The sequence below is a fragment of the Erwinia tasmaniensis Et1/99 genome, from assembly GCF_000026185.1.
Classification (GTDB): Bacteria; Pseudomonadota; Gammaproteobacteria; order Enterobacterales; family Enterobacteriaceae; genus Erwinia; species Erwinia tasmaniensis.
Map to the genome: position 1 here is coordinate 3,012,775 of NC_010694.1, position 19,198 is coordinate 3,031,972.

Genomic DNA, 19,198 nt, shown 5'->3' on the forward strand with positions numbered 1-19,198 from the left:
CTCCATCATTGCCAGAAATCACGGGCCGGATCGAGTACCGGTTTCACTACCCCGGCACGGAGGGTGAAATCACCGAAGCCTTCATCCGCATTGCGCTCTTGCGACCAGCGGCCAATCAGCTCATCGAGGGTCGCCAGAATTTGCTCTTCGTTAATGTTTTCCTGATACATGCGCGGAATGCGCGTCCCGATGCGATTACCGCCGAGGTGCAGGTTATAGCGCCCCGGGGCCTTACCCACCAGGCCAATTTCCGCCAGCAGCGCGCGGCCGCAGCCGTTAGGGCAGCCGGTAACGCGCAGAACGATATGCTCATCGCCCACCCCGTGTGCGTTCATAATCGCCTCCACGCGCGTGACGAACTGCGGCAGAAAACGCTCCGCTTCCGCCATCGCCAGCGGGCAGGTGGGGAACGCGACGCAGGCCATGGAGTTTTCACGCTGGTGGCTGACGTTTTCCATCAGGCCATGCGACAGCGCCAGCCGCTCAATGTTCTCTTTTTCTGATTCCGGCACCCCGGCGACAATCAGGTTCTGATTGGCGGTCAGGCGGAAGTCGCCCTGGTGAATTTTGGCAATTTCCGCCAGGCCGGTTTTCAGCGGGCGGTCAGGGTAATCCAGCAGGCGGCCGTTTTCGATAAACAGCGTCAGGTGCCACTTATGATCAATGCCTTTAACCCAGCCAAAGCGATCGCCACGGGTGGTAAATTCATACGGTCGGATCGGCTCGAAGGTCATACCGGCACGGCGCTCTACTTCAGCCTTGAACACTTCTGGCCCTACGCGCTCCAGGGTATATTTGGTTTTAGCGTTTTTACGGTCGGTACGGTTGCCCCAGTCACGCTGGGTGGTCACCACCGCTTCGGCCACGTCGAGGATTTTACTGAGCGGCAGATAGCCGAACTCGCTGGCGGTACGGGCATAAGTGGCCTTATTGCCATGATCGATGGAAAGCCCGCCGCCAACCAGCAGGTTGAAGCCAACCAGCCTGCCGTTTTCAGCAATGGCGACAAAGTTCATGTCGTTAGCATGCAGGTCAACGTCATTGTGCGGCGGAACCACTACCGTAGTTTTGAATTTACGCGGCAGATAGGTTTCACCGAGGATCGGCTCTTCGTCGGTGGTGGCCACTTTTTCCTGGTCAAGCCAGATCTCCGCGTAGGCGCGGGTGCGCGGCAGGAGATGCTCGGAGAGCTTCTTCGCCCATTCGTAGGCTTCCTGGTGCAGTTCTGACTCGATCGGGTTCGAGCTACACAGCACGTTGCGGTTGACGTCGTTGGCGGTAGCCAGCGCGTCCAGCCCGACTTCGTGCAGCATCTGATGGGCCGGTTTGACGTTGCCTTTCAGAATGCCGTGAAACTGGAACGTCTGACGGTTGGTCAGGCGGATACTGCCGTAAATCGTGTTATCAGTGGCAAATTTATCGATGGCCAGCCACTGCCGCGGCGTCATGATGCCGCCCGGCAGGCGGCAGCGCAGCATCATGGCGTGGCGCGCATCCAGCTTCTGTTCGGCGCGTTCGGCGCGGATATCGCGGTCGTCCTGCTGGTACATGCCGTGAAAGCGGATCAGCAAAAAGTTGTCGCCGTTAAAGCCGCCGGTCAGCCCGTCATGCAGATCTTCAGCAATGCCACCGCGCAGGTAGTTGCTCTGTTTTTTCAGGCGTTCGGCGTCGACCAGCTTGCCTTCAACCACCAGTGGACCTGGGTATTTTTCATCGCTCATTAGTACACATCTCGCTGATAACGGCGCTCAATGCGCAGCTCACTTAAAAATTCATCTGCCGCCTCGATGTCCATTGCACCAAATTCGGCTACCACTTCCAATAATGCCTGCTCAACGTCTTTCGCCATGCGGTTGGCATCACCGCAGACATAAATATGCGCGCCTTCTTCAATCCAACGCCACAGCTCCGCGCCTTTGGCGCGAATTTTGTCCTGTACGTAAACCTTATGCTGCTGGTCGCGCGACCAGGCTAAGTCAATGTGGGTCAGCAGGCCGTCTTTCACGTAACGCTGCCACTCAACCTGATAAAGAAAATCTTCGGTAAAGTGCGGATTGCCGAAGAACAGCCAGTTTTTGCCGCCGGCCCCGTCGCTGTCACGCTGCTGCATAAAGGCGCGGAACGGCGCAATCCCGGTGCCGGGGCCAATCATAATGACCGGCGTCTGCGGATCGGCAGGCAGGCGGAAGTTGTCGTTATGCTCAATGAAAATGCGCACTTCGTCATCTTCATGCAGGCGGTCGGCCAGATAGCTGGAAGCGCCCCCCGTGCGGGCACGGCCTTCAATATCAAAGCGCACGGCGCCTACGGTAATATGGACTTCGCTTTCGTTTTCCGCCTGCGATGAGGCAATAGAATACAGGCGCGGGGTTAACGGACGCAGCAGCCCGGTTAGCTGTTCAGCATTCAACTCGGTCGGGGCATAACGCGCCATATCAACGATTGGCGTGGTCTGTGCGTAATGCTGTAACGCGCTCTTATCACCGATCAGCGACATCAGCGCCTCATTACGTGACAGCCCGGCATACTTTTCGACGATCTGCGGGGTATTGACCGTCAGTTCGTAATGCTTTTGCAACGCCTGCGCCAGCGGCACGGCGTGCTCATCCACCGTCACCGGCTCGTCGCCCTTCAGCCACAGCAGTTCCAGCAGCTCCTGCACCAGCGCCGTATCATTCTCAAACCACACCCCCAGGGCATCGCCAGGCTGATAGCGCAGCCCCGAATCACCCAGATCGATTTCAATATGGCGCACATCTTTATCGGAATCGCGCCCGGTTATTTTTTGACTGACCGCCAGGCTGGCGCTAAGCGGCGCTTCTTTGCTGTAGGGACTGCTGTGGATTTCGTTGACGCTGCCCGTGACGGCCGCCGTCACCTGGGCAGAACCCGCCTGCGGCACGCGCGCCTGCAAAATATCGGTTAACCGTTGACGCCAGGACTGCGCCTCTGCTGCGTATTCAACGTCAGCATCAACGCGATCCAGCAGACGTTCAGCGCCCAGTTCGGCCAGCCGGGCGTCAAAGTCTTTACCGGCCTTGCTGAAGAATTCGTAGGAGGTGTCACCAAGACCAAATACCGCAAAGGCGCTGGCGTCCATTTTTGGCGCTTTCTTCGACATCAGGAATTTATGCAGCGCCACCGCTTCTTCCGGGGGTTCCCCCTCGCCCTGGGTAGAGGTGACGACCACCAGCAGCTTTTCCTGGCCAATCTGTTTGAACTTGTAGTCACCGGCATTCACCAGGTTGACGTTGAGTTTAGCCCCCAGCAGGTCATCGCGTAGCTGTTCAGACAGTCTGCGGGCGTTGCCGGTCTGGGAGGCGGAAAGGATGGTGACCGCAGGCACATCAACGGCGACCGGAGCGCTGGCGACCGGGGCTCCAGGAGCCTGATTGACCATGCCCCAGAAATAACCGGAAAGCCAGGCCAGCTGGGTGGGGGAAAAATCTCCGGTTGCCGCCTGTAAGCGGGCGAGCTGCTCCGGATTGAGCGGGAGCATGTTTGAAGGTGCCTGAGTCGTCATTGCGTCAAAAGTTCCAGAGTCAAAGATCTATAGCAACAGGGTAAAGGTAAGCATAACAACCCTTAAATAAGGGTTGGTACTAATTCATAACCAAAACGACTAAACGGTTTTTCAGGTAAGGATTAGCGACAAAACAGATTGATTATTATCTTATTTTTCAAAACGTTAAAAATTAAACATTTCGCTACGTTTTATGTCACGACCTTAAGGCCGTAAACGGATGCGGAAAAAGCCGTTTTCGGGTATCCTGCAACGTTTTTCAAGACCTTTACAGAGACCGGGACCATGGCCACCACGCTATTTAAAGAATTTCAGTTTGAAGCCGCGCACCTTTTACCGCATGTGCCAGCCGGGCACAAGTGCGGCCGCCTGCACGGACACTCCTTTATGGTCCGGCTGGAAATTACGGGTGAAGTGGATCAGCATACCGGCTGGGTCATGGATTTTTCAGACATTAAGCGCGCATTTAAGCCCATCTACGATCGGCTGGATCACTACTATCTCAACGATATCCCTGGCCTGGAAAATCCGACCAGTGAAGTGCTGGCAGAATGGATCTGGCAGCAGATGAAGCCTGCCCTTCCCCTGCTCAGCGCGGTGATGGTAAAAGAAACCTGCACCGCCGGATGTGTCTATCGCGGCTGATGCCGGACGGGCCTGGCTCACTGCTGGCGATCGGCCGGGCCCGATCGCGTCAGCGCTTTTAACAGCCTGTGTCAGGCCCCCATAGATATTGCCATTAAGAATAATCTATAACTTCACGTTATATAGCCTGCCTGCGCACACATGATAACCTTTCGTAACAAAACGAAGATGCTTAAAAGTCTATTTTAGGGAAGGTGTCAGATGCCCTCATGGTTTAATTTAGCAGTCGAATCATTCTGGCCAATGCTGTATGCCGGTCTGACCTTCACCATTCCCCTCACGCTGATCGCCTTTACGCTGGGATTATCTCTGGGCGCGGTTGTCGCCCTTGCCAGGCTGTATGGCCCACGCCCGTTACAAAGCCTGGTGCGCTTTTACGTCTGGCTTATTCGCGGCACGCCGCTGCTGGTTCAGCTGTTTCTTATCTTTTATGCCCTGCCGGGTGTCGGTATTACCATCGACGCTTTCCCCGCGGCGGTTATTGGCTTTACGCTGAATATTGGGGCTTACACTTCTGAGATTATCCGCGCCACGCTGCTGTCGGTCCCTAAAGGCCAGTGGGAGGCCGCGCATTCCATCGGCATGAGCTGGAGCCAGACGCTGCGCCGCATCATTATGCCTCAGGCGGCACGCGTGGCGGTGCCGCCTTTATCCAATACCTTTATTGCACTGGTCAAGGATACCTCGCTGGCATCGGTGATCACCGTACCCGAGCTGTTTCTTGCCGCGCAGCGCATCGCGGCGGTGACCTACCAGCCGTTGATATTGTATACCGAAGCGGCAATTATTTATTTACTGCTAAGCTCGGTATTATCCGCTTTGCAGGCGCGACTGGAAAAAAAACTGGCCAACAACGATGCAATAAAAGGAAGAGATAATGATTAAATTATCCGCCGTTGAAAAACGTTTTGACGATAGTCCGGTGTTGAAAAATATCAACCTGACCATTGAAGAAGGCACGGTTACCGCATTGATTGGCCCTTCCGGGAGCGGCAAGAGCACCCTGCTGCGCTGTATTAACCTGCTGGAAATACCTCAGGCGGGAGAGCTCACCATTGGTGAAGAGCAGCTTTTATTCACCGGCAGCGCGCGCGTAAGCAAAAAAGACACGCGCCGTATCTGTCAGCAAACCGGAATGGTCTTCCAAAATTTCCAGCTATTTCCCCATTTAACCGTGATTGAAAACATCATGGAAAGCCTGATCGTCGTACAAAAGCAGAACCGACAACAGGCTAAAGAACGCGCCAAAATGCTGCTGGAAAAGGTGGGCATGCTGCACAAACGGGATGCCTGGCCTGCCACGTTGTCCGGCGGCCAACAGCAGCGCGTGGCCATCGCCAGAGCGCTGGCACCTTCCCCTAAAGTTTTGCTGTGCGATGAGCCCACTTCCGCACTGGATCCTGAGCTTTCACAGGAGGTGGTGGCGGTGCTGAAGCAGCTGGCCAGCGAGGGTATGACCATGCTGATGGCCACGCACGACCTGCGCCTCGCCGCGAATATGGCAAATCAGGTGGTGTTTCTTGAAGCGGGAGAGATTGTCGAGAGCGGCAGCTCGCGCAGTATTTTCACCCAGGCCAGTAAGGCCAGGACCAAAGCCTTTATCTCTACGCTGACCGAAACCTTACCCGATTGGGAAATTTAAACCGAAGACCCACACTACCGAATGCATTCAGGAGTCATGACATGAAATCTATCGCAACGCTGTTATTAGCAGGCATGGTACAGTTCGGCTTTTCATCACAGGCACTGGCAGAAACCGAACTGGCTAAAGTCCAGTCGGCGGGCACGCTAAAAATCGGTACTGAAGGCACCTATCCCCCTTTCAGCTACCACGATACCAGCGGCAAACTCACCGGCTTTGATGTCGAAATCGGGCGAGAAGTCGCGAAGCGTCTGAATGTTAAGGCGGAGTTTGTTGAAGCAAAATGGGATGGTCTGATAGCCGGACTGGATGCCCGCCGCTATGACGCGGTGATCAACCAGGTTGCCATCACGGCGCCACGCCAGCAAAAATATGATTTTTCCGTCCCCTATATTTCTTCCAGAGCGGTTCTGATCGTGCGCAGCAATAACGGTGCGATTACGTCGTTTGATGATTTGAAGGGTAAAAAATCAGCCCATACCCTCACCAGCAACTTTGCCCAGCTGGCAACGCGCTACGGTGCACAGGTTGTCGGCACTGACGGCTTTAATCAGTCGGTCGATCTGGTTGCCAGCGGTCGTGCAGATGCCACCATCAACGACAATCTCTCTTATCTCGACTTTAAAAAACATAAGCCGGATGCAGACGTAAAGATTGCCGCCACGCTGCCCGATGCCGAGGATGAAGGTATCCTGCTGCGCAAGAACAATCCTGAACTCAAGGCAGCGATTGATAAGGCCATTGGCGATATCAAAACCGACGGCACTTACCAGCAGATCTCGCAACGCTTTTTCGGCGAAGACGTGTCTAAATAGTACCGCCACGCGGGGCTTCGGCGCCCCGCGCACCTCTTTTTCCGCATCATGAACGGCACTGGCCCCCCCGTTTCGTCCGCTGCCCTCGTGCATTCAGGATATTCCATTTAATCGCCGTTCGGCCTCTTCCCCGACGAACCAGATCACCAGGAAATCGAGCAACGCACGCAGTCTGGGTGACTGATGCTGACGCGAGGTATAAATCGCATAAATGCCAAGATCCTCCGGCTGATATTCCGGCAACAGGGCGATCAGCTGGCCGTTTGCCAGCAGTGGCCCCGCACTGTAAGTCGGCTGCATGGAGATCCCGCTTCCTGTCTGCGTGGCTGCCAGCAGCATCACCGAATCATTGGCGCTCAGATTACCGCTTACCGCCACCGTTTCTTTTTCCTCCCCCCGGGTAAAATGCCACAGGCTTTTGCCGAAGTGTGAATAGGTCAGACAGTTATGCTGCGTCAGCTGTTGCGGAGTCAGCGGCGTTCCCGCGTGCGCAAGATACGGCGGGGCCGCGCAGATCACCGACCTGCAGGTATTCAGGGGCCGGGCGATCAGATTCGGCTCCAGCTGTGAGGTAATACGCAATGCCAGATCGATACGTTCCTCAATCAGATTGACCCGCTGATTACTGATATGCAGATCGATACGCACGTCGGGATGCCGCTGCTGGAAAGCATGTATTGCCGGCATGACCAGGCTCTGCCCAAGCGATAGCGAGCAGGAGACGCGCAGTAATCCCGACAGCGCCTCCCCTTCGGGCTGATTGCTGTGCTCGATTTCCGCCGCCAGCGCCATCATCTGCTGGCAGCGAGTCAGCGCGTGCTCACCTGCTGGCGTCAGGCTAAGACGGCGGGTGCTGCGATGCAGCAAGCGCGCGCCAGACCAGTTTTCCATTTGGGTGAGATAGCGTGTGACCATTGCCCGTGACATATCCAGCGTTTCTGCCGCAGCGGTCAGGCTGCCACGCTGAACAATGGTAATAAAGACGTTGGCTGCGCTCAGGCGATCCATAATTTGTCCGTTTTATGCAACAATCTGTTGAGTAATAGTCGGTTTATCCACTGCATTATGCAACTTACACTGAACGCTTTCCTCACTAACAGGTTGCCATAATGAAACTCCAACTGACCGTACTGCTGGCACTGGCTGCCGGTACTCCGCTGTATGCGGCTGAATCGCTGCACCTTGAAGTCTATAATCCGGCCGAATCCAGCCTCTTTGCCGTTTCCAGCGAGATTATCTCCGGCCCACATGAGGTGGTACTGATTGACGCTCAGTTTCAACGTAATGACGCAGAAGCGCTGGTAAAACGCATCAAAGCGACCGGCAAGCGGTTAACGACGGTATTTATCAGCCAGTCTGACCCGGATTTTTATTTCGGTCTGGACACCATAAAACAAGCCTTTCCTCAGGTGAAAGTTTATGCCACCGCCGCAACGGTCGATCTGATTAAGCAGACCAAAGAGGGCAAGCTGGCCTTCTGGGGACCAAAGATGGGCGCTAACAGCCCCCACTCGCTGATTGTGCCAGAGGTGTTACCGGGCGACAGCTTCCGCGTCGATGGTGGGCCCATCGAGATCAAAGGCCTGAACGGCCCGCAGCCGCAAAATACCTGGTTGTGGGTTCCGGCACTCAAAACCGTGCTGGGGGGCGTTGTGGTAACGGGTGATAATATGCACGTCTGGATGGCGGACGCGCAGACGGCCGCCGAACGTTCTGCATGGCAGCAGAAGCTGGAAGATATTAAAGCGCTGGCACCGTTGCGCGTGGTGCCGGGGCACTTCCTGCCGGGAGCCAGGGAGACGGTTGCCTCAGTGAACTTTACCCTCAATTACTTGAAAACGGCGGAAGCTCAGCTGGCAAAAACCCATCATTCAGACGAGCTGATTAAGGCGATGAACACCCGCTACCCTGCACTTAAAGATCGGTCTGCTCTTGAGCTAAGCGCAAAGGTGCTTAAAGGCGAGATGAAGTGGCCACAGTAAGGTCATATTTCCATGAGGTACGGGCTGCGGCGGTACAGCCCCTTTAATCAACGACGGCGGCAGGCTTTTCGCGAGCCTGTCACATCAGGCAATATTGAGATATTTATGCGTCTGCATTGACAGCCGCCAGTTACGGGCGATGCAGGTATCAATACAAAGTTGGGTTGCATCGGCCTTCTGGCTGATGGGCTGTAGGGCGATAATGCGCGCCTTGTTATCATTCAGCGTGCCCAGCAGTTCATCCAGCGCCTCCACGTCGCGCTGACGCGCTACCGGGTGCTTGACCTCATCGGCACGCACTAATGCCTGGTTAAGCACATCATAACCGCCACGCATATTGACCTTTGGCGAGACCGTGACCCAGGTTTGCGCCGTGCAGCTCACCTCATGGGTGCCGCTGGTTTCTATCTGACAGCTGAAACCGGCGTCCTGTAACGCGGCGGTCAGCGGCACCAGATCGTGAATGCACGGCTCACCGCCGGTGACGACGATATGCTTCGCCGTCCAGCCATGTCGGCGGATCGTTTCCAACAACGCTGGCGCATCGGCGGCTCCCCAGGCATCGGTTTCTACCGTTTTCAGCAGAATATCCCCCAGTGATGTCTCCCGATTGGCCAGCTTATCCCAGGTGTGTTTAGTATCACACCAGCTGCAGCCCACCGGGCATCCCTGCAGGCGGATAAAAATTGCCGGAACGCCGGTATAAACCCCTTCGCCCTGCAACGTCTGAAACATCTCATTTATCGGGTACTGCATTAACTTCTCGACTGGTGGCAAATTACGGGCGCAAATTATGGCAGATTGCGCGGATAAGGCCAAACAAAGCGTGCGGATTGTGCCTGGTCTTACCCGAAATACCCTCATTTTTACTCGTGGCCTCTCTGCATCCGTCACATAAAATTGTCACCGTGCATTTGAGCCACGGCCCGCTGCGCGACATCTTTTGACCCGCTTAAAGTAAAATGCCCGTAATCGTTGGAGAACGGCCGGCCGTCAGAGGCTAAACCGCGACAGAAGCCGCCCGGGCAGACGATTGACCACACCGAAATATAGCGAATTCCCTGTTGGGACATGGCCTCTGCCATCTTCAGATCGGTGTCACGTATTTCTGGCTTAATCGACGACGCGACGAGGTCTTTGCGCCCGTCCGTCTGATAAGCCAGCAGGTTTGGCAGCGCCTCGGTGTACTCGACGGTCGGCCCCATCACAATTATATTGTTCGAACGCAATTTAAGGTGGTCGAGCGTGGCGCGCAGCGGCGCAATATCTTCCGCAGCCCAGCGGGCCGAAATAATAATGCCGTCAATCTTATGCTGCGGGATCCACTCGTCATAAACATAGTCCACCAGTTTTGTACACGGATTGCGCAGCGTCTGGCGGGAAAGGGGTTTGCAACCGGCTGACGTGGCCTGTATCACGTTAATACCCTCACCTGCCGCCAGGCTGATGGCGCGCCACAGGTGAGCCGCATGGCTGTCACCGATCACCACATAATTCTTCGCTGTCGCCGAGGTTTGCAGACAGAAAGCGCGATCGAACGGCTTATCTTCCTCGTTCTTACCGTCAACAAAGCACCGCCCGCGACGGTACTGATAATCAAATTCCGGCATTTTGCTATATTCCGCGTAGTGAGCCAGCGCGAGAGCCTGTTGTGAAAAATGCCCGGAATGGTTGTCAATATGGCCCTTGTAAAGCGTGCCGCTGGCCATCACCACCAGCGCGATAACGGCTGCGCTCACCGTTCTATTTGCGGCCACGAAAGACAGTTTGTAACGAAACGGAATTTCAATCAGATAACGTGACGCTATCGCCAGCCCCAGGGTTAAGGCGGCAATCACCGCTTCACGTACCCCAGGTGCAAAGTTAAAGAACATGCGGGCGTAAACGATAATCGGCCAGTGCCACAGATACAGGCAGTAAGAGATCATGCCGATATACACGACCGGCTTTAGGGCCAGCAGGCGCGAGACCACAGACTGCGGCCCGGCCAGAATAACCAGGAAACTCCCCACGCACGGCCACAGGGCATTCCACGCCGGGAATGGCATATCGGTGTTCAGCCTCAGTAAACCATAAAGGATCAACGCCAGCCCGACGAGACTCATCCCGTGCCGGAAAGCATGACCCAGGCGCGCGGTTTTCGCCTCCAGCCCTGCAATCGCAATAATCCCGCCCAGCGCCAGCTCCCAGGCGCGGGTCGGTAACATATAGAAGGTGAAAGTCGGTTTGCGCGTCACGCCGTAAATACTTAACGCCAGCGATGCGGCAATAATAATCAGCATGACTTGGGTGGTGCGGCGGCGGAAAATCCGCATCACAAACAGCAAGACAATCGGGAAGATTATATAAAACTGCTCTTCTACGGCCAGTGACCAGGTGTGAAGCAGCGGTTTTAGCTCGGCTGGCCCGTCAAAGTAACCGGTCGTTTGCCAGAAAAAAATATTGGAGATGGAAAGCAGCGTTGCCGTTGCGCTGTCGCTCAGATCGCTGAATTGCGCCGGAAGAAGATGGTAATAACCGAAAAGCATCGTTGCCAGCAGAACCACAAACAGCGGCGGCAAAATTCGCAGGCAGCGGCGTTTATAAAAATCGAGATAGGAGAAATGACCCGAAAGCGCACTTTGATGAATGATGCCGCAGATCAGATAGCCCGATATCACAAAGAAGATGTCCACCCCGGTAAATCCCCCGGGAATGCCCCCTATCCCCATATGGTAAGCAATAACAGGCAGCACGGCGAGTGCTCGCAGCCCGTCGATATCAGCACGATATTTCATTTCTCCGGTCCCAATAACAAATAGTTACAGGCAATTTACACAAAAATACGTGGGAAAGGGTCACGCTGGCATGAACCAGGAGTTTTCTCATCCAGAAGGTTAGCAGGGTAATCTGTTGATAATAAAAGAAGAAAAAAAAAGCCCCGTCCGAAGGCGGGGCTTTTCAGAGAAACCTCAGCCACTAAGGACTCAGGATATCAGTATCTTACTGACCTTTTACTTCTTTCAGACCGTTGAATGGCGCACGGTTGCCCAGCGCTTCTTCAATACGGATCAGCTGGTTGTACTTAGCAACACGGTCAGAACGGCTCATAGAACCGGTTTTGATCTGTCCAGCCGCAGTACCCACCGCCAGGTCAGCGATGGTCGCATCTTCGGTTTCACCTGAACGGTGGGAGATAACCGCAGTATAACCCGCATCTTTCGCCATTTTGATCGCAGCCAGGGTTTCGGTCAGAGAACCGATCTGGTTGAATTTGATCAGAATAGAGTTAGCGATACCTTTATCGATACCCTCTTTCAGGATCTTGGTGTTGGTCACGAACAGGTCGTCACCCACCAGCTGGATTTTGTCGCCCAGCACTTTAGTCTGGTAAGCGAAACCATCCCAGTCAGACTCGTCCAGACCGTCTTCGATAGAAACGATTGGGTACTGCTTGGTCAGGTCTTCCAGGAAGTGAGTAAACTCTTCTGAAGTAAAGGCTTTGTTGCCTTCGCCAGCCAGCACGTATTTACCGTCTTTGTAGAACTCAGACGCCGCGCAGTCCATCGCCAGGGTAATATCTTTACCCAGCTCGTAGCCTGCTGCTTTTACCGCTTCAGCGATAACGGCCAGCGCTTCGGCATTAGAACCCAGGTTAGGCGCATAGCCACCTTCGTCACCCACGGCGGTGCTCATGCCTTTTGACTTCAGCACTTTCGCCAGGTTGTGGAAGACTTCAGAACCGATACGCACCGCTTCTTTCAGGGTTTTCGCGCCAACAGGCTGGATCATGAATTCCTGAATGTCGACGTTGTTGTCGGCGTGCTCACCACCGTTGATGATGTTCATCATTGGCAGCGGCATGGAGAATTTGCCCGGAGTCCCGTTCAGTTCAGCGATGTGCTCATACAGCGGCATGCCTTTCGCGGCGGCAGCAGCCTTAGCCGCGGCCAGAGAAACGGCCAGAATGGCGTTAGCACCAAACTTAGATTTGTTCTCGGTTCCGTCCAGATCGATCATGATCTTATCGATGTTAGCCTGGTCTTTCGCATCTTTACCGGTTACCGCTTCAGCGATAGGACCGTTAACCGCGCCAACCGCTTTGGTTACGCCTTTACCCAGGAAACGCGATTTGTCACCGTCACGCAGTTCCAGCGCTTCGCGCGAACCGGTAGAAGCACCTGATGGCGCAGCTGCCAGGCCGACAAAGCCGCCTTCCAGATGAACTTCTGCTTCAACGGTCGGGTTTCCACGGGAGTCGATAATTTCGCGACCGATGACTTTAACGATTTTGGACATTAGTTTTTCCTCAGTACAAGTTAGCTTAAACTTAGACATACCTCCTGAAACCATTCAATTTCAAGAGGTTATGAAAACACTTATTTTGCCAAACGCTTCTGGTACTCGCTGGCGGCCTTAACAAAGCCGCTAAACAACGGGTGACCGTCTCGAGGTGTTGAGGTGAATTCCGGATGGAACTGACATGCAACAAACCAAGGGTGGTTTGGGATCTCAACGATCTCAACCAGCTGGTCATCCCCGGAGCGGCCTGCCACACGTAATCCGGCCGCTTCAATCTGCTTCAATAGCATATTGTTGACTTCATAACGATGACGATGGCGCTCAACGATGGTGTCAGAGCCGTACAGCTGGCGCACCAGGCTGCCATCGGTCAACTGGCACTGTTGGCTACCCAGGCGCATGGTGCCGCCCAAATCGCTCTGCTCGCTACGCTGCTCAACGTTACCCTCTTCGTCACGCCATTCGGTGATCAACGCCACCACCGGGTATTTACAGTCCGGTACGAACTCGGTGGAGTTAGCCCCTTCCATGTGCGCAACGTTACGGGCGAATTCCATCAGCGCCACCTGCATCCCCAGGCAAATGCCCAGATAAGGGATGTTGTTTTCACGGGCGTACTGCGCCGTCATCAGCTTGCCTTCAACGCCACGGTAGCCGAATCCACCGGGGATCAGGATCGCGTCCAGATCCTTCAGCAGTTCCACACCACGGGTTTCGACATCCTGTGAGTCGATAAGTTTAATATTCACCGTCACGCGATTTTTCAGGCCGCCGTGCTTCAGGGCTTCAATCACCGACTTATAGGCATCCGGCAGTTCGACATATTTACCCACCATGCCGATGTTCACTTCGCCGCCAGGATTGGCTTCCTGATAAATCACCTGTTCCCACTCTTGCAGATTGGCTTCAGGTGCGTTCAGGCTGAAGCGCTTGCAGATATAGTCATCAAGACCCTGCGACTTCAGCATTCCTGGGATTTTATAGATGGAGTCGACATCCTTCAGCGAGATCACCGCTTTTTCCGGCACGTTGCAGAACAGCGCGATTTTTGCACGTTCGTTGGCCGGCACCGCACGATCGGAACGGCAGATCAGCACATCCGGCTGAATGCCGATTGACAGCAGCTCTTTCACGGAATGTTGCGTTGGCTTGGTTTTGACCTCGCCCGCTGCCGCCATATACGGCACCAGCGTCAGGTGCATATACATGGTGTGCTCGCGGCCCACGTCAACCGCCATCTGGCGAATAGCTTCAAGGAACGGCAGGGATTCGATATCACCCACGGTTCCGCCGATTTCCACCAGCACCACATCATGGCCTTCGCCGCCTTCGATGATGCGCTCTTTGATTGCGTTGGTAATGTGCGGGATCACCTGAATGGTCGCGCCCAGATAGTCACCGCGACGTTCTTTACGCAGCACTTCGGAGTAGATACGGCCAGTGGTGAAGTTGTTACGGCGGCTCATCCGGGTACGGATAAAGCGCTCATAGTGACCGAGATCAAGATCGGTTTCCGCGCCATCATCGGTGACGAAAACTTCACCGTGCTGCGTCGGGCTCATGGTGCCCGGATCCACGTTGATGTACGGGTCCAGCTTCATGATGGTCACTTTAAGACCGCGTGCTTCAAGGATGGCAGCCAGGGAGGCTGCGGCAATGCCTTTACCCAGAGAGGAAACGACCCCGCCGGTCACAAATATATAGTTCGTTGTCATGCTGAACCTGAGAATGTAGGTTTAAAGACGATGGAATGGATAACCAAGACGGGAAAATAGTATACCCGAAACCCCATGGGCCGACAATTAATCGTTTCCAGTTGTGTTATTCCCACCGTATTTACCGTATGAGATTACCTGAATGTCGGCCGTAAGAGGTTGACGTGCGTCACACTTTTGTTGAATCGTGTCAGCAAACTATTCCTGCGATTTGACGGTTTGCCATGCGGCCTCCATTTGCTCCAGACTCGCCTGCTGCATTTCCAGGCCCTGTGCGGCAATAATGTGCTCTACCTGACGGAAACGGCGCTCAAACTTGACGTTGGCCTTTTGCAGCGCGGTTTCTGCCTTGCTGCCAAGATGACGCGACAGATTGACCGTGGCAAACAGCAGATCGCCAATTTCCTCTTCCAGCTTGTCGCGATCTATCACCGACTGCTGCGCTTCGTGCATCACTTCATCAATCTCTTCGTGCACTTTATCCAGCACCGGCCCGAGGGTGTCCCAGTCAAAACCCACGCTGCTACAGCGCTTCTGGATTTTGTGGGCGCGCATCAGGGCCGGTAGCGCCTGGGGAATATCATCCAGCGCCGAGTGCTGTGCTTTCTCGGCACGCTCGGCGCTTTTGATCTGTTCCCAGTTCATCTGCTCCACATCGCGGCCCTGTGCGCGGGCAAAGAGATGCGGATGGCGGCGCTCCAGCTTATCGCCGATCGCCATGCAGATATCATCAAAGTTGAAATGCCCCTGCTCCTGGGCCATCTGGGCGTAAAACACCACCTGGAAAAGCAGGTCACCCAGTTCGCCGCGCAGATCGTCATAATCGGCACGATTAATGGCATCGAGCACTTCGTAAGCTTCTTCCAGCGTATAGGGCGCAATGGAGGCAAAAGTCTGCCGGCGATCCCACGGGCAGCCGTTTTCCGGATCGCGCAGGGTTTTCATGATGCCCAGCAGGCGATCGAGAGAGTTCATCGTTTTATCCATTTATGTTTTATTGGGTCAGACCGATCAATGCAGACGCCTGGCGTCAATGATATCGGGCACCTGATTCAGACGCGCCAATACCCGGCTCAGTACCTGCTGATTATAAATTTCAATGTCCATATCAATGGTTGCCAGCTGTTTTTTAGTCTCGCTATGGCTGGAAACGCCGAGCACATTCACCTTTTCATTGGCAAGGATAGTGGTGATATCGCGCAGCAGACCGCTGCGGTCGTTTGCAGTCACGCGCACCACCAGGGAATAGCCGCTGGAATAGGTTTCTCCCCACACCGCATCGACGATCCGCTCCGGCGCGTGTGATATCAGGTCGGCCAGCTGGTCACAGTCGGAACGGTGAATGGAAATACCGCGCCCCTGGGTGATAAATCCGGTGATGTCGTCACCGGGTATCGGCTGACAGCAGCGCGCAATATGATGCATCAGGTTGCCAACGCCCTCGACCACCACGCGCCCGCTCTCTTTACTGCGCGGTACGCTGTTGGAGGTTTTCTGCGTTAGCTGGCGCAGCGCCTCGCGATCTTCTTCTTCGGCGCTCAGCTTATGCAGCTTCGACTGTAGGAAGTTACTCATCTGATTCAGACGCACGTCGCCGCCGCCAATCGCCGCCAGCAGTTCGTCCAGCGAATTGTAGTTATAGCGCGGCAGCAGGACCTTTTCTGCCTCTTTGAGGCTGATATCCAGATGACTCAGTTCGTTGTCGAGGATCTGTCGGCCGGCAATAATATTTTTGTCGCGGTCCTGCTTACGGAACCAGGCGTGGATCTTTGAGCGCCCTCGGCTGGTGGTGACATAGCCAAGATTTGGATTCAGCCAGTCGCGGCTAGGATTGGGCTGCTTCTGGGTGATGATGTCGATCTGATCGCCCATTTGCAGCTGATAGGTGAAGGGGACGATACGCCCGCCAATTTTCGCCCCGATGCAGCGGTGACCGATATCACTGTGGATATGGTAGGCGAAGTCCAGCGGCGTCGAACCGGCAGGCAGATCGACCACATCCCCCTTCGGCGTAAAGACATAAACCCGATCGTCAAAGACCTGACTGCGCACTTCGTCAAGCATTTCGCCGGAGTCGGCCATCTCTTCCTGCCAGGTGATCAGCTTACGCAGCCAGGCGATGCGCTCTTCGTGACCGGATGCACCGCGTGCGCTGCCGCCAACGCCCCCTTCCTTATACTTCCAGTGCGCGGCAACGCCCAGCTCCGCATCTTCATGCATCTGGCGCGTGCGGATCTGGATCTCGACGGTTTTGCCTTTCGGCCCCAGCACCACGGTGTGGATAGACTGATAACCGTTGGGTTTGGGATTGGCAACATAGTCATCAAACTCGCTCGGCAAGTGCCGATAAAGCGTATGCACGATACCCAGTGCGCCATAACAGTCCTGCAAACGTTCAGCAACGATGCGTACCGCACGCACGTCAAACAGCTCGTCGAATGCCAGCGACTTTTTCTGCATCTTACGCCAGATGCTGTAGATATGTTTCGGGCGGCCATACACCTCGGCCTTCACCCCTTCCTTAACTATTTCGGTGCGCAGTGACTGAACAAAGGTATCGATATAATCTTCGCGATCGATGCGCCGCTCGTGCAGCAGTTTGGCGATGCGCTTGTACTCTTCCGGGTGCAGGTAGCGGAAACAGAAATCCTCCAGCTCCCATTTAAGCTGGCCAATTCCCAGGCGATTCGCCAGCGGGGCATAGATATTGGTGCACTCTTTCGCCGCCAGCACGCGCTCATCTTCCGGCGCATCTTTCACTTCGCGCAGGTGGGCGATACGCTCCGCCAGCTTGATCACCACACAGCGAAAATCTTCGACCATCGCCAGCAGCATACGGCGCACGTTATCCACCTGCTCGGAGGCCATCGAGTCATTATGCGTGGCTTTTAACTGGCGAATGGCATCCATATCACGCACGCCGTGCACCAGCGAGACGATGGGTTGACCAAACTGCGCTTCAAGCACGTCTTCAGTCACCACGTTGGCATTGGCCAGCGGGAAGAGCAGGGCCGCGCTTAATGTCTCATTATCCATGCTGAGCATGGAGAGGATTTCCACCATCTCCACGCCGCGCCACAGCAGCAGCGGCGCATTGGGATGATTTTTCGTCGCCGTGTCGCAATAGCGCCAGGTATCGGCCAGTCGCTCACATGACTGCGGGTTAGAGATCCCCAGCCCGGCGATCCATTGATCGAGTGCAAACTCGCCAGCCGTATTAAGATGCGCACTTCTTACCGCAACCATATGCTCTCCAGGCATTGTCCCCGTTCAGGAACTTATTTTCGGCTAAACAGCACCATAGATTCCAGGTGCCCGGTATGGGGAAACATATCAAGCATCGTTACCCTTTCCAATTGGTAGCCGGACGTAAGCAGAATCTCACTGTCGCGCGCAAGCGTAGTGGGATTACAGGAAACGTAGACCACTCGCTGCGGCGCAATCTTGATGATATGCGCCATGACTCCCGCGGCACCGGCACGCGCTGGATCGAGTAATACCTTATTGAATCCCTCTACCGCCCACGGCTGACGGCTGACATCTTCTTCAAGATTATGCTGCCAGAACGCCACATTATTAAGACAATTTAATTCTGCATTATACCCAGCCTTGGCGACTAAAGCTGCAACGCCCTCCACTCCCACAACATTTTTAGCAAATTTGCCCATGGGTAGCGTAAAGTTTCCCATTCCACAGAACAGATCCAGCACGCGATCCTCCGGTTGCAGGTCGAGCCACGCCAGCGCACGCGCGACCATTTGCTGGTTAACGTCATCATTGACCTGAATAAAGTCACGCGGGCTGAATGTCAGGGTCAAATCGTGCGACTGATAATGTGGCATCCCACCGCTCACCTGCTCCAGCGTGTCGCTTTCAGCCGCCAGAAAGAGTGACAGCCGGTATTGATGCGAAAACCGTTCCAGTTTTTGCCGATCTTCTGCCGTTAGCGCATCCAGATGACGTAAAACCAGCAGTGACCCGCTATCTGCCTGTACCAGCTCGACGTGGCCAAGGCGGCGCACCGCCTGCAGGCTGCTTAACACGGCATGGAGAGGCTGGAGCAACGCATTAAGTTCGGGCTTTAATATAGGGCATTGCGAAATATTGACCAGTTCACTGGAGGATTTTTCGCGAAACCCCATGTGCAATGTCTGACTTTTAGGCTGGAAGCTAAGCCCAAGGCGCGCACGTCTGCGGTAGCCCCACGGCCGGGAGGCGATGATATCGTCCACCTCTACGGTTTCGCCACGCGGCTTTGACAGCAGTCGACTTAGCGCTTTGGCTTTACTCTCCTGTTGCAGCGTCGGGGAAGCATGCTGCTGCTGGCAGCCGCCACAGCGGCTATAATGAGGGCAGCGCGGCTCGACGCGCTGCGGGCTGGCTGTCACAATGCGCGTTGCCACTCCGCGTGAAAAATGGCGTTTATCTTCAATAATGCTGACTTCGGCCACTTCGTCGGGCAATGCTCCCTGCACGAACAGCGCCTTGCCATTATGGTGCGCCACGCCCTGACCAAAGCTGTCAAGATCATGGACTTTTACGGTAATTGTCTGGCGGGTCGTCACGCGCCTTTTTGCAGAGTAGAATTGCGCCAT

The 19,198-nt window shown here is 55.0% G+C and carries 15 protein-coding genes; 5 read left to right on the plus strand and 10 right to left on the minus strand.

The genetic code is table 11. The features are described 5' to 3' along the window. Window positions 1-5: 5 nt before the first annotated feature. Both cysI and cysJ read right to left on the minus strand, forming a co-directional pair. Window positions 6-1,721 carry an assimilatory sulfite reductase (NADPH) hemoprotein subunit gene (cysI, locus tag ETA_RS14745; RefSeq protein ID WP_012442413.1) on the minus strand — a complete coding sequence of 572 codons (1,716 nt, stop codon included), beginning with the start codon at window positions 1,719-1,721 and terminating at the stop codon, window positions 6-8. Continuing rightward, the gene (gene cysJ, locus ETA_RS14750; protein ID WP_012442414.1) at window positions 1,721-3,523 is read right to left on the minus strand and encodes an NADPH-dependent assimilatory sulfite reductase flavoprotein subunit; all 1,803 of its coding nucleotides are present in this window, start codon (window positions 3,521-3,523) and stop codon (window positions 1,721-1,723) included. The genes cysI and cysJ overlap by 1 nt, the downstream gene beginning before the upstream one ends. Before the next feature lie 285 nt (window positions 3,524-3,808). Between cysJ and queD the strand changes: the two genes are divergently transcribed. The 4 genes from queD (at window position 3,809) to ETA_RS14770 (ending at window position 6,625) form a co-directional block, all read left to right on the plus strand. After that, window positions 3,809-4,168, plus strand: a complete 360-nt coding sequence (gene queD / locus ETA_RS14755) for a 6-carboxytetrahydropterin synthase QueD (RefSeq protein WP_012442415.1) — start codon at window positions 3,809-3,811, stop codon at window positions 4,166-4,168. A gap of 201 nt (window positions 4,169-4,369) precedes the next feature. Then, window positions 4,370-5,053, plus strand: coding sequence for an amino acid ABC transporter permease (locus tag ETA_RS14760; protein ID WP_012442416.1), 684 nt, complete (start codon window positions 4,370-4,372; stop codon window positions 5,051-5,053). Then, complete coding sequence (locus ETA_RS14765; protein ID WP_012442417.1) at window positions 5,046-5,810, plus strand: amino acid ABC transporter ATP-binding protein; 765 nt, start codon at window positions 5,046-5,048, stop codon at window positions 5,808-5,810. The genes ETA_RS14760 and ETA_RS14765 overlap by 8 nt, the downstream gene beginning before the upstream one ends. Before the next feature lie 41 nt (window positions 5,811-5,851). Next, the gene (locus ETA_RS14770; RefSeq protein WP_012442418.1) at window positions 5,852-6,625 is read left to right on the plus strand and encodes an amino acid ABC transporter substrate-binding protein; all 774 of its coding nucleotides are present in this window, start codon (window positions 5,852-5,854) and stop codon (window positions 6,623-6,625) included. Between the two features lie 93 nt (window positions 6,626-6,718). On the opposite strand, the gene ETA_RS14775 is transcribed toward ETA_RS14770, so the two are convergent. Beyond that, window positions 6,719-7,633 (minus strand): LysR family transcriptional regulator, encoded by a 915-nt coding sequence (locus tag ETA_RS14775; protein ID WP_012442419.1) that lies wholly within the window; start codon window positions 7,631-7,633, stop codon window positions 6,719-6,721. 101 nt (window positions 7,634-7,734) lie between these two features. On the opposite strand from ETA_RS14775, the gene ETA_RS14780 reads away from it, so the two are divergent. Beyond that, entirely contained in the window at window positions 7,735-8,607 is an 873-nt protein-coding gene (locus tag ETA_RS14780) for an MBL fold metallo-hydrolase (RefSeq protein ID WP_012442420.1), read from the plus strand. 84 nt (window positions 8,608-8,691) lie between these two features. Here the strand turns inward: ETA_RS14780 and queE are convergent, their stop codons facing one another. From queE to rlmD, 7 genes are all read right to left on the minus strand, one after another. Continuing rightward, complete coding sequence (queE, locus tag ETA_RS14785) at window positions 8,692-9,363, minus strand: 7-carboxy-7-deazaguanine synthase QueE (protein ID WP_012442421.1); 672 nt, start codon at window positions 9,361-9,363, stop codon at window positions 8,692-8,694. Window positions 9,364-9,497: 134 nt separating this feature from the next. Then, window positions 9,498-11,384, minus strand: coding sequence for an acyltransferase family protein (locus ETA_RS14790; protein ID WP_012442422.1), 1,887 nt, complete (start codon window positions 11,382-11,384; stop codon window positions 9,498-9,500). 205 nt (window positions 11,385-11,589) lie between these two features. Continuing rightward, window positions 11,590-12,885: a phosphopyruvate hydratase gene (eno, locus tag ETA_RS14795; RefSeq protein WP_012442423.1), complete on the minus strand. Its 1,296-nt coding sequence runs from the start codon at window positions 12,883-12,885 to the stop codon at window positions 11,590-11,592. An 80-nt stretch (window positions 12,886-12,965) separates the two neighbouring features. Then, entirely contained in the window at window positions 12,966-14,603 is a 1,638-nt protein-coding gene (gene pyrG, locus ETA_RS14800; RefSeq protein ID WP_012442424.1) for a glutamine hydrolyzing CTP synthase, read from the minus strand. 198 nt (window positions 14,604-14,801) lie between these two features. Continuing rightward, window positions 14,802-15,578, minus strand: coding sequence for a nucleoside triphosphate pyrophosphohydrolase (mazG, locus tag ETA_RS14805; protein WP_012442425.1), 777 nt, complete (start codon window positions 15,576-15,578; stop codon window positions 14,802-14,804). A gap of 36 nt (window positions 15,579-15,614) precedes the next feature. Beyond that, entirely contained in the window at window positions 15,615-17,849 is a 2,235-nt protein-coding gene (relA, locus tag ETA_RS14810) for a GTP diphosphokinase (RefSeq protein ID WP_012442426.1), read from the minus strand. A 32-nt stretch (window positions 17,850-17,881) separates the two neighbouring features. Continuing rightward, the gene (gene rlmD / locus ETA_RS14815) at window positions 17,882-19,198 is read right to left on the minus strand and encodes a 23S rRNA (uracil(1939)-C(5))-methyltransferase RlmD (protein WP_012442427.1); all 1,317 of its coding nucleotides are present in this window, start codon (window positions 19,196-19,198) and stop codon (window positions 17,882-17,884) included.

Excerpts from the sequence above, each read along its gene's own strand:
- cysI (WP_012442413.1), bottom strand. The coding sequence starts at position 1,721 with ATGAGCGATGAAAAATACCCAGGTCCACTGGTGGTTGAAGGCAAGCTG.
- cysJ (WP_012442414.1), bottom strand. The coding sequence starts at position 3,523 with ATGACGACTCAGGCACCTTCAAACATGCTCCCGCTCAATCCGGAGCAG.
- queD (WP_012442415.1), top strand. The coding sequence starts at position 3,809 with ATGGCCACCACGCTATTTAAAGAATTTCAGTTTGAAGCCGCGCACCTT.
- ETA_RS14760 (WP_012442416.1), top strand. The coding sequence starts at position 4,370 with ATGCCCTCATGGTTTAATTTAGCAGTCGAATCATTCTGGCCAATGCTG.
- ETA_RS14765 (WP_012442417.1), top strand. The coding sequence starts at position 5,046 with ATGATTAAATTATCCGCCGTTGAAAAACGTTTTGACGATAGTCCGGTG.
- ETA_RS14770 (WP_012442418.1), top strand. The coding sequence starts at position 5,852 with ATGAAATCTATCGCAACGCTGTTATTAGCAGGCATGGTACAGTTCGGC.
- ETA_RS14775 (WP_012442419.1), bottom strand. The coding sequence starts at position 7,633 with ATGGATCGCCTGAGCGCAGCCAACGTCTTTATTACCATTGTTCAGCGT.
- ETA_RS14780 (WP_012442420.1), top strand. The coding sequence starts at position 7,735 with ATGAAACTCCAACTGACCGTACTGCTGGCACTGGCTGCCGGTACTCCG.
- queE (WP_012442421.1), bottom strand. The coding sequence starts at position 9,363 with ATGCAGTACCCGATAAATGAGATGTTTCAGACGTTGCAGGGCGAAGGG.
- ETA_RS14790 (WP_012442422.1), bottom strand. The coding sequence starts at position 11,384 with ATGAAATATCGTGCTGATATCGACGGGCTGCGAGCACTCGCCGTGCTG.
- eno (WP_012442423.1), bottom strand. The coding sequence starts at position 12,885 with ATGTCCAAAATCGTTAAAGTCATCGGTCGCGAAATTATCGACTCCCGT.
- pyrG (WP_012442424.1), bottom strand. The coding sequence starts at position 14,603 with ATGACAACGAACTATATATTTGTGACCGGCGGGGTCGTTTCCTCTCTG.
- mazG (WP_012442425.1), bottom strand. The coding sequence starts at position 15,578 with ATGAACTCTCTCGATCGCCTGCTGGGCATCATGAAAACCCTGCGCGAT.
- relA (WP_012442426.1), bottom strand. The coding sequence starts at position 17,849 with ATGGTTGCGGTAAGAAGTGCGCATCTTAATACGGCTGGCGAGTTTGCA.
- rlmD (WP_012442427.1), bottom strand. The coding sequence starts at position 19,198 with ATGGCGCAATTCTACTCTGCAAAAAGGCGCGTGACGACCCGCCAGACA.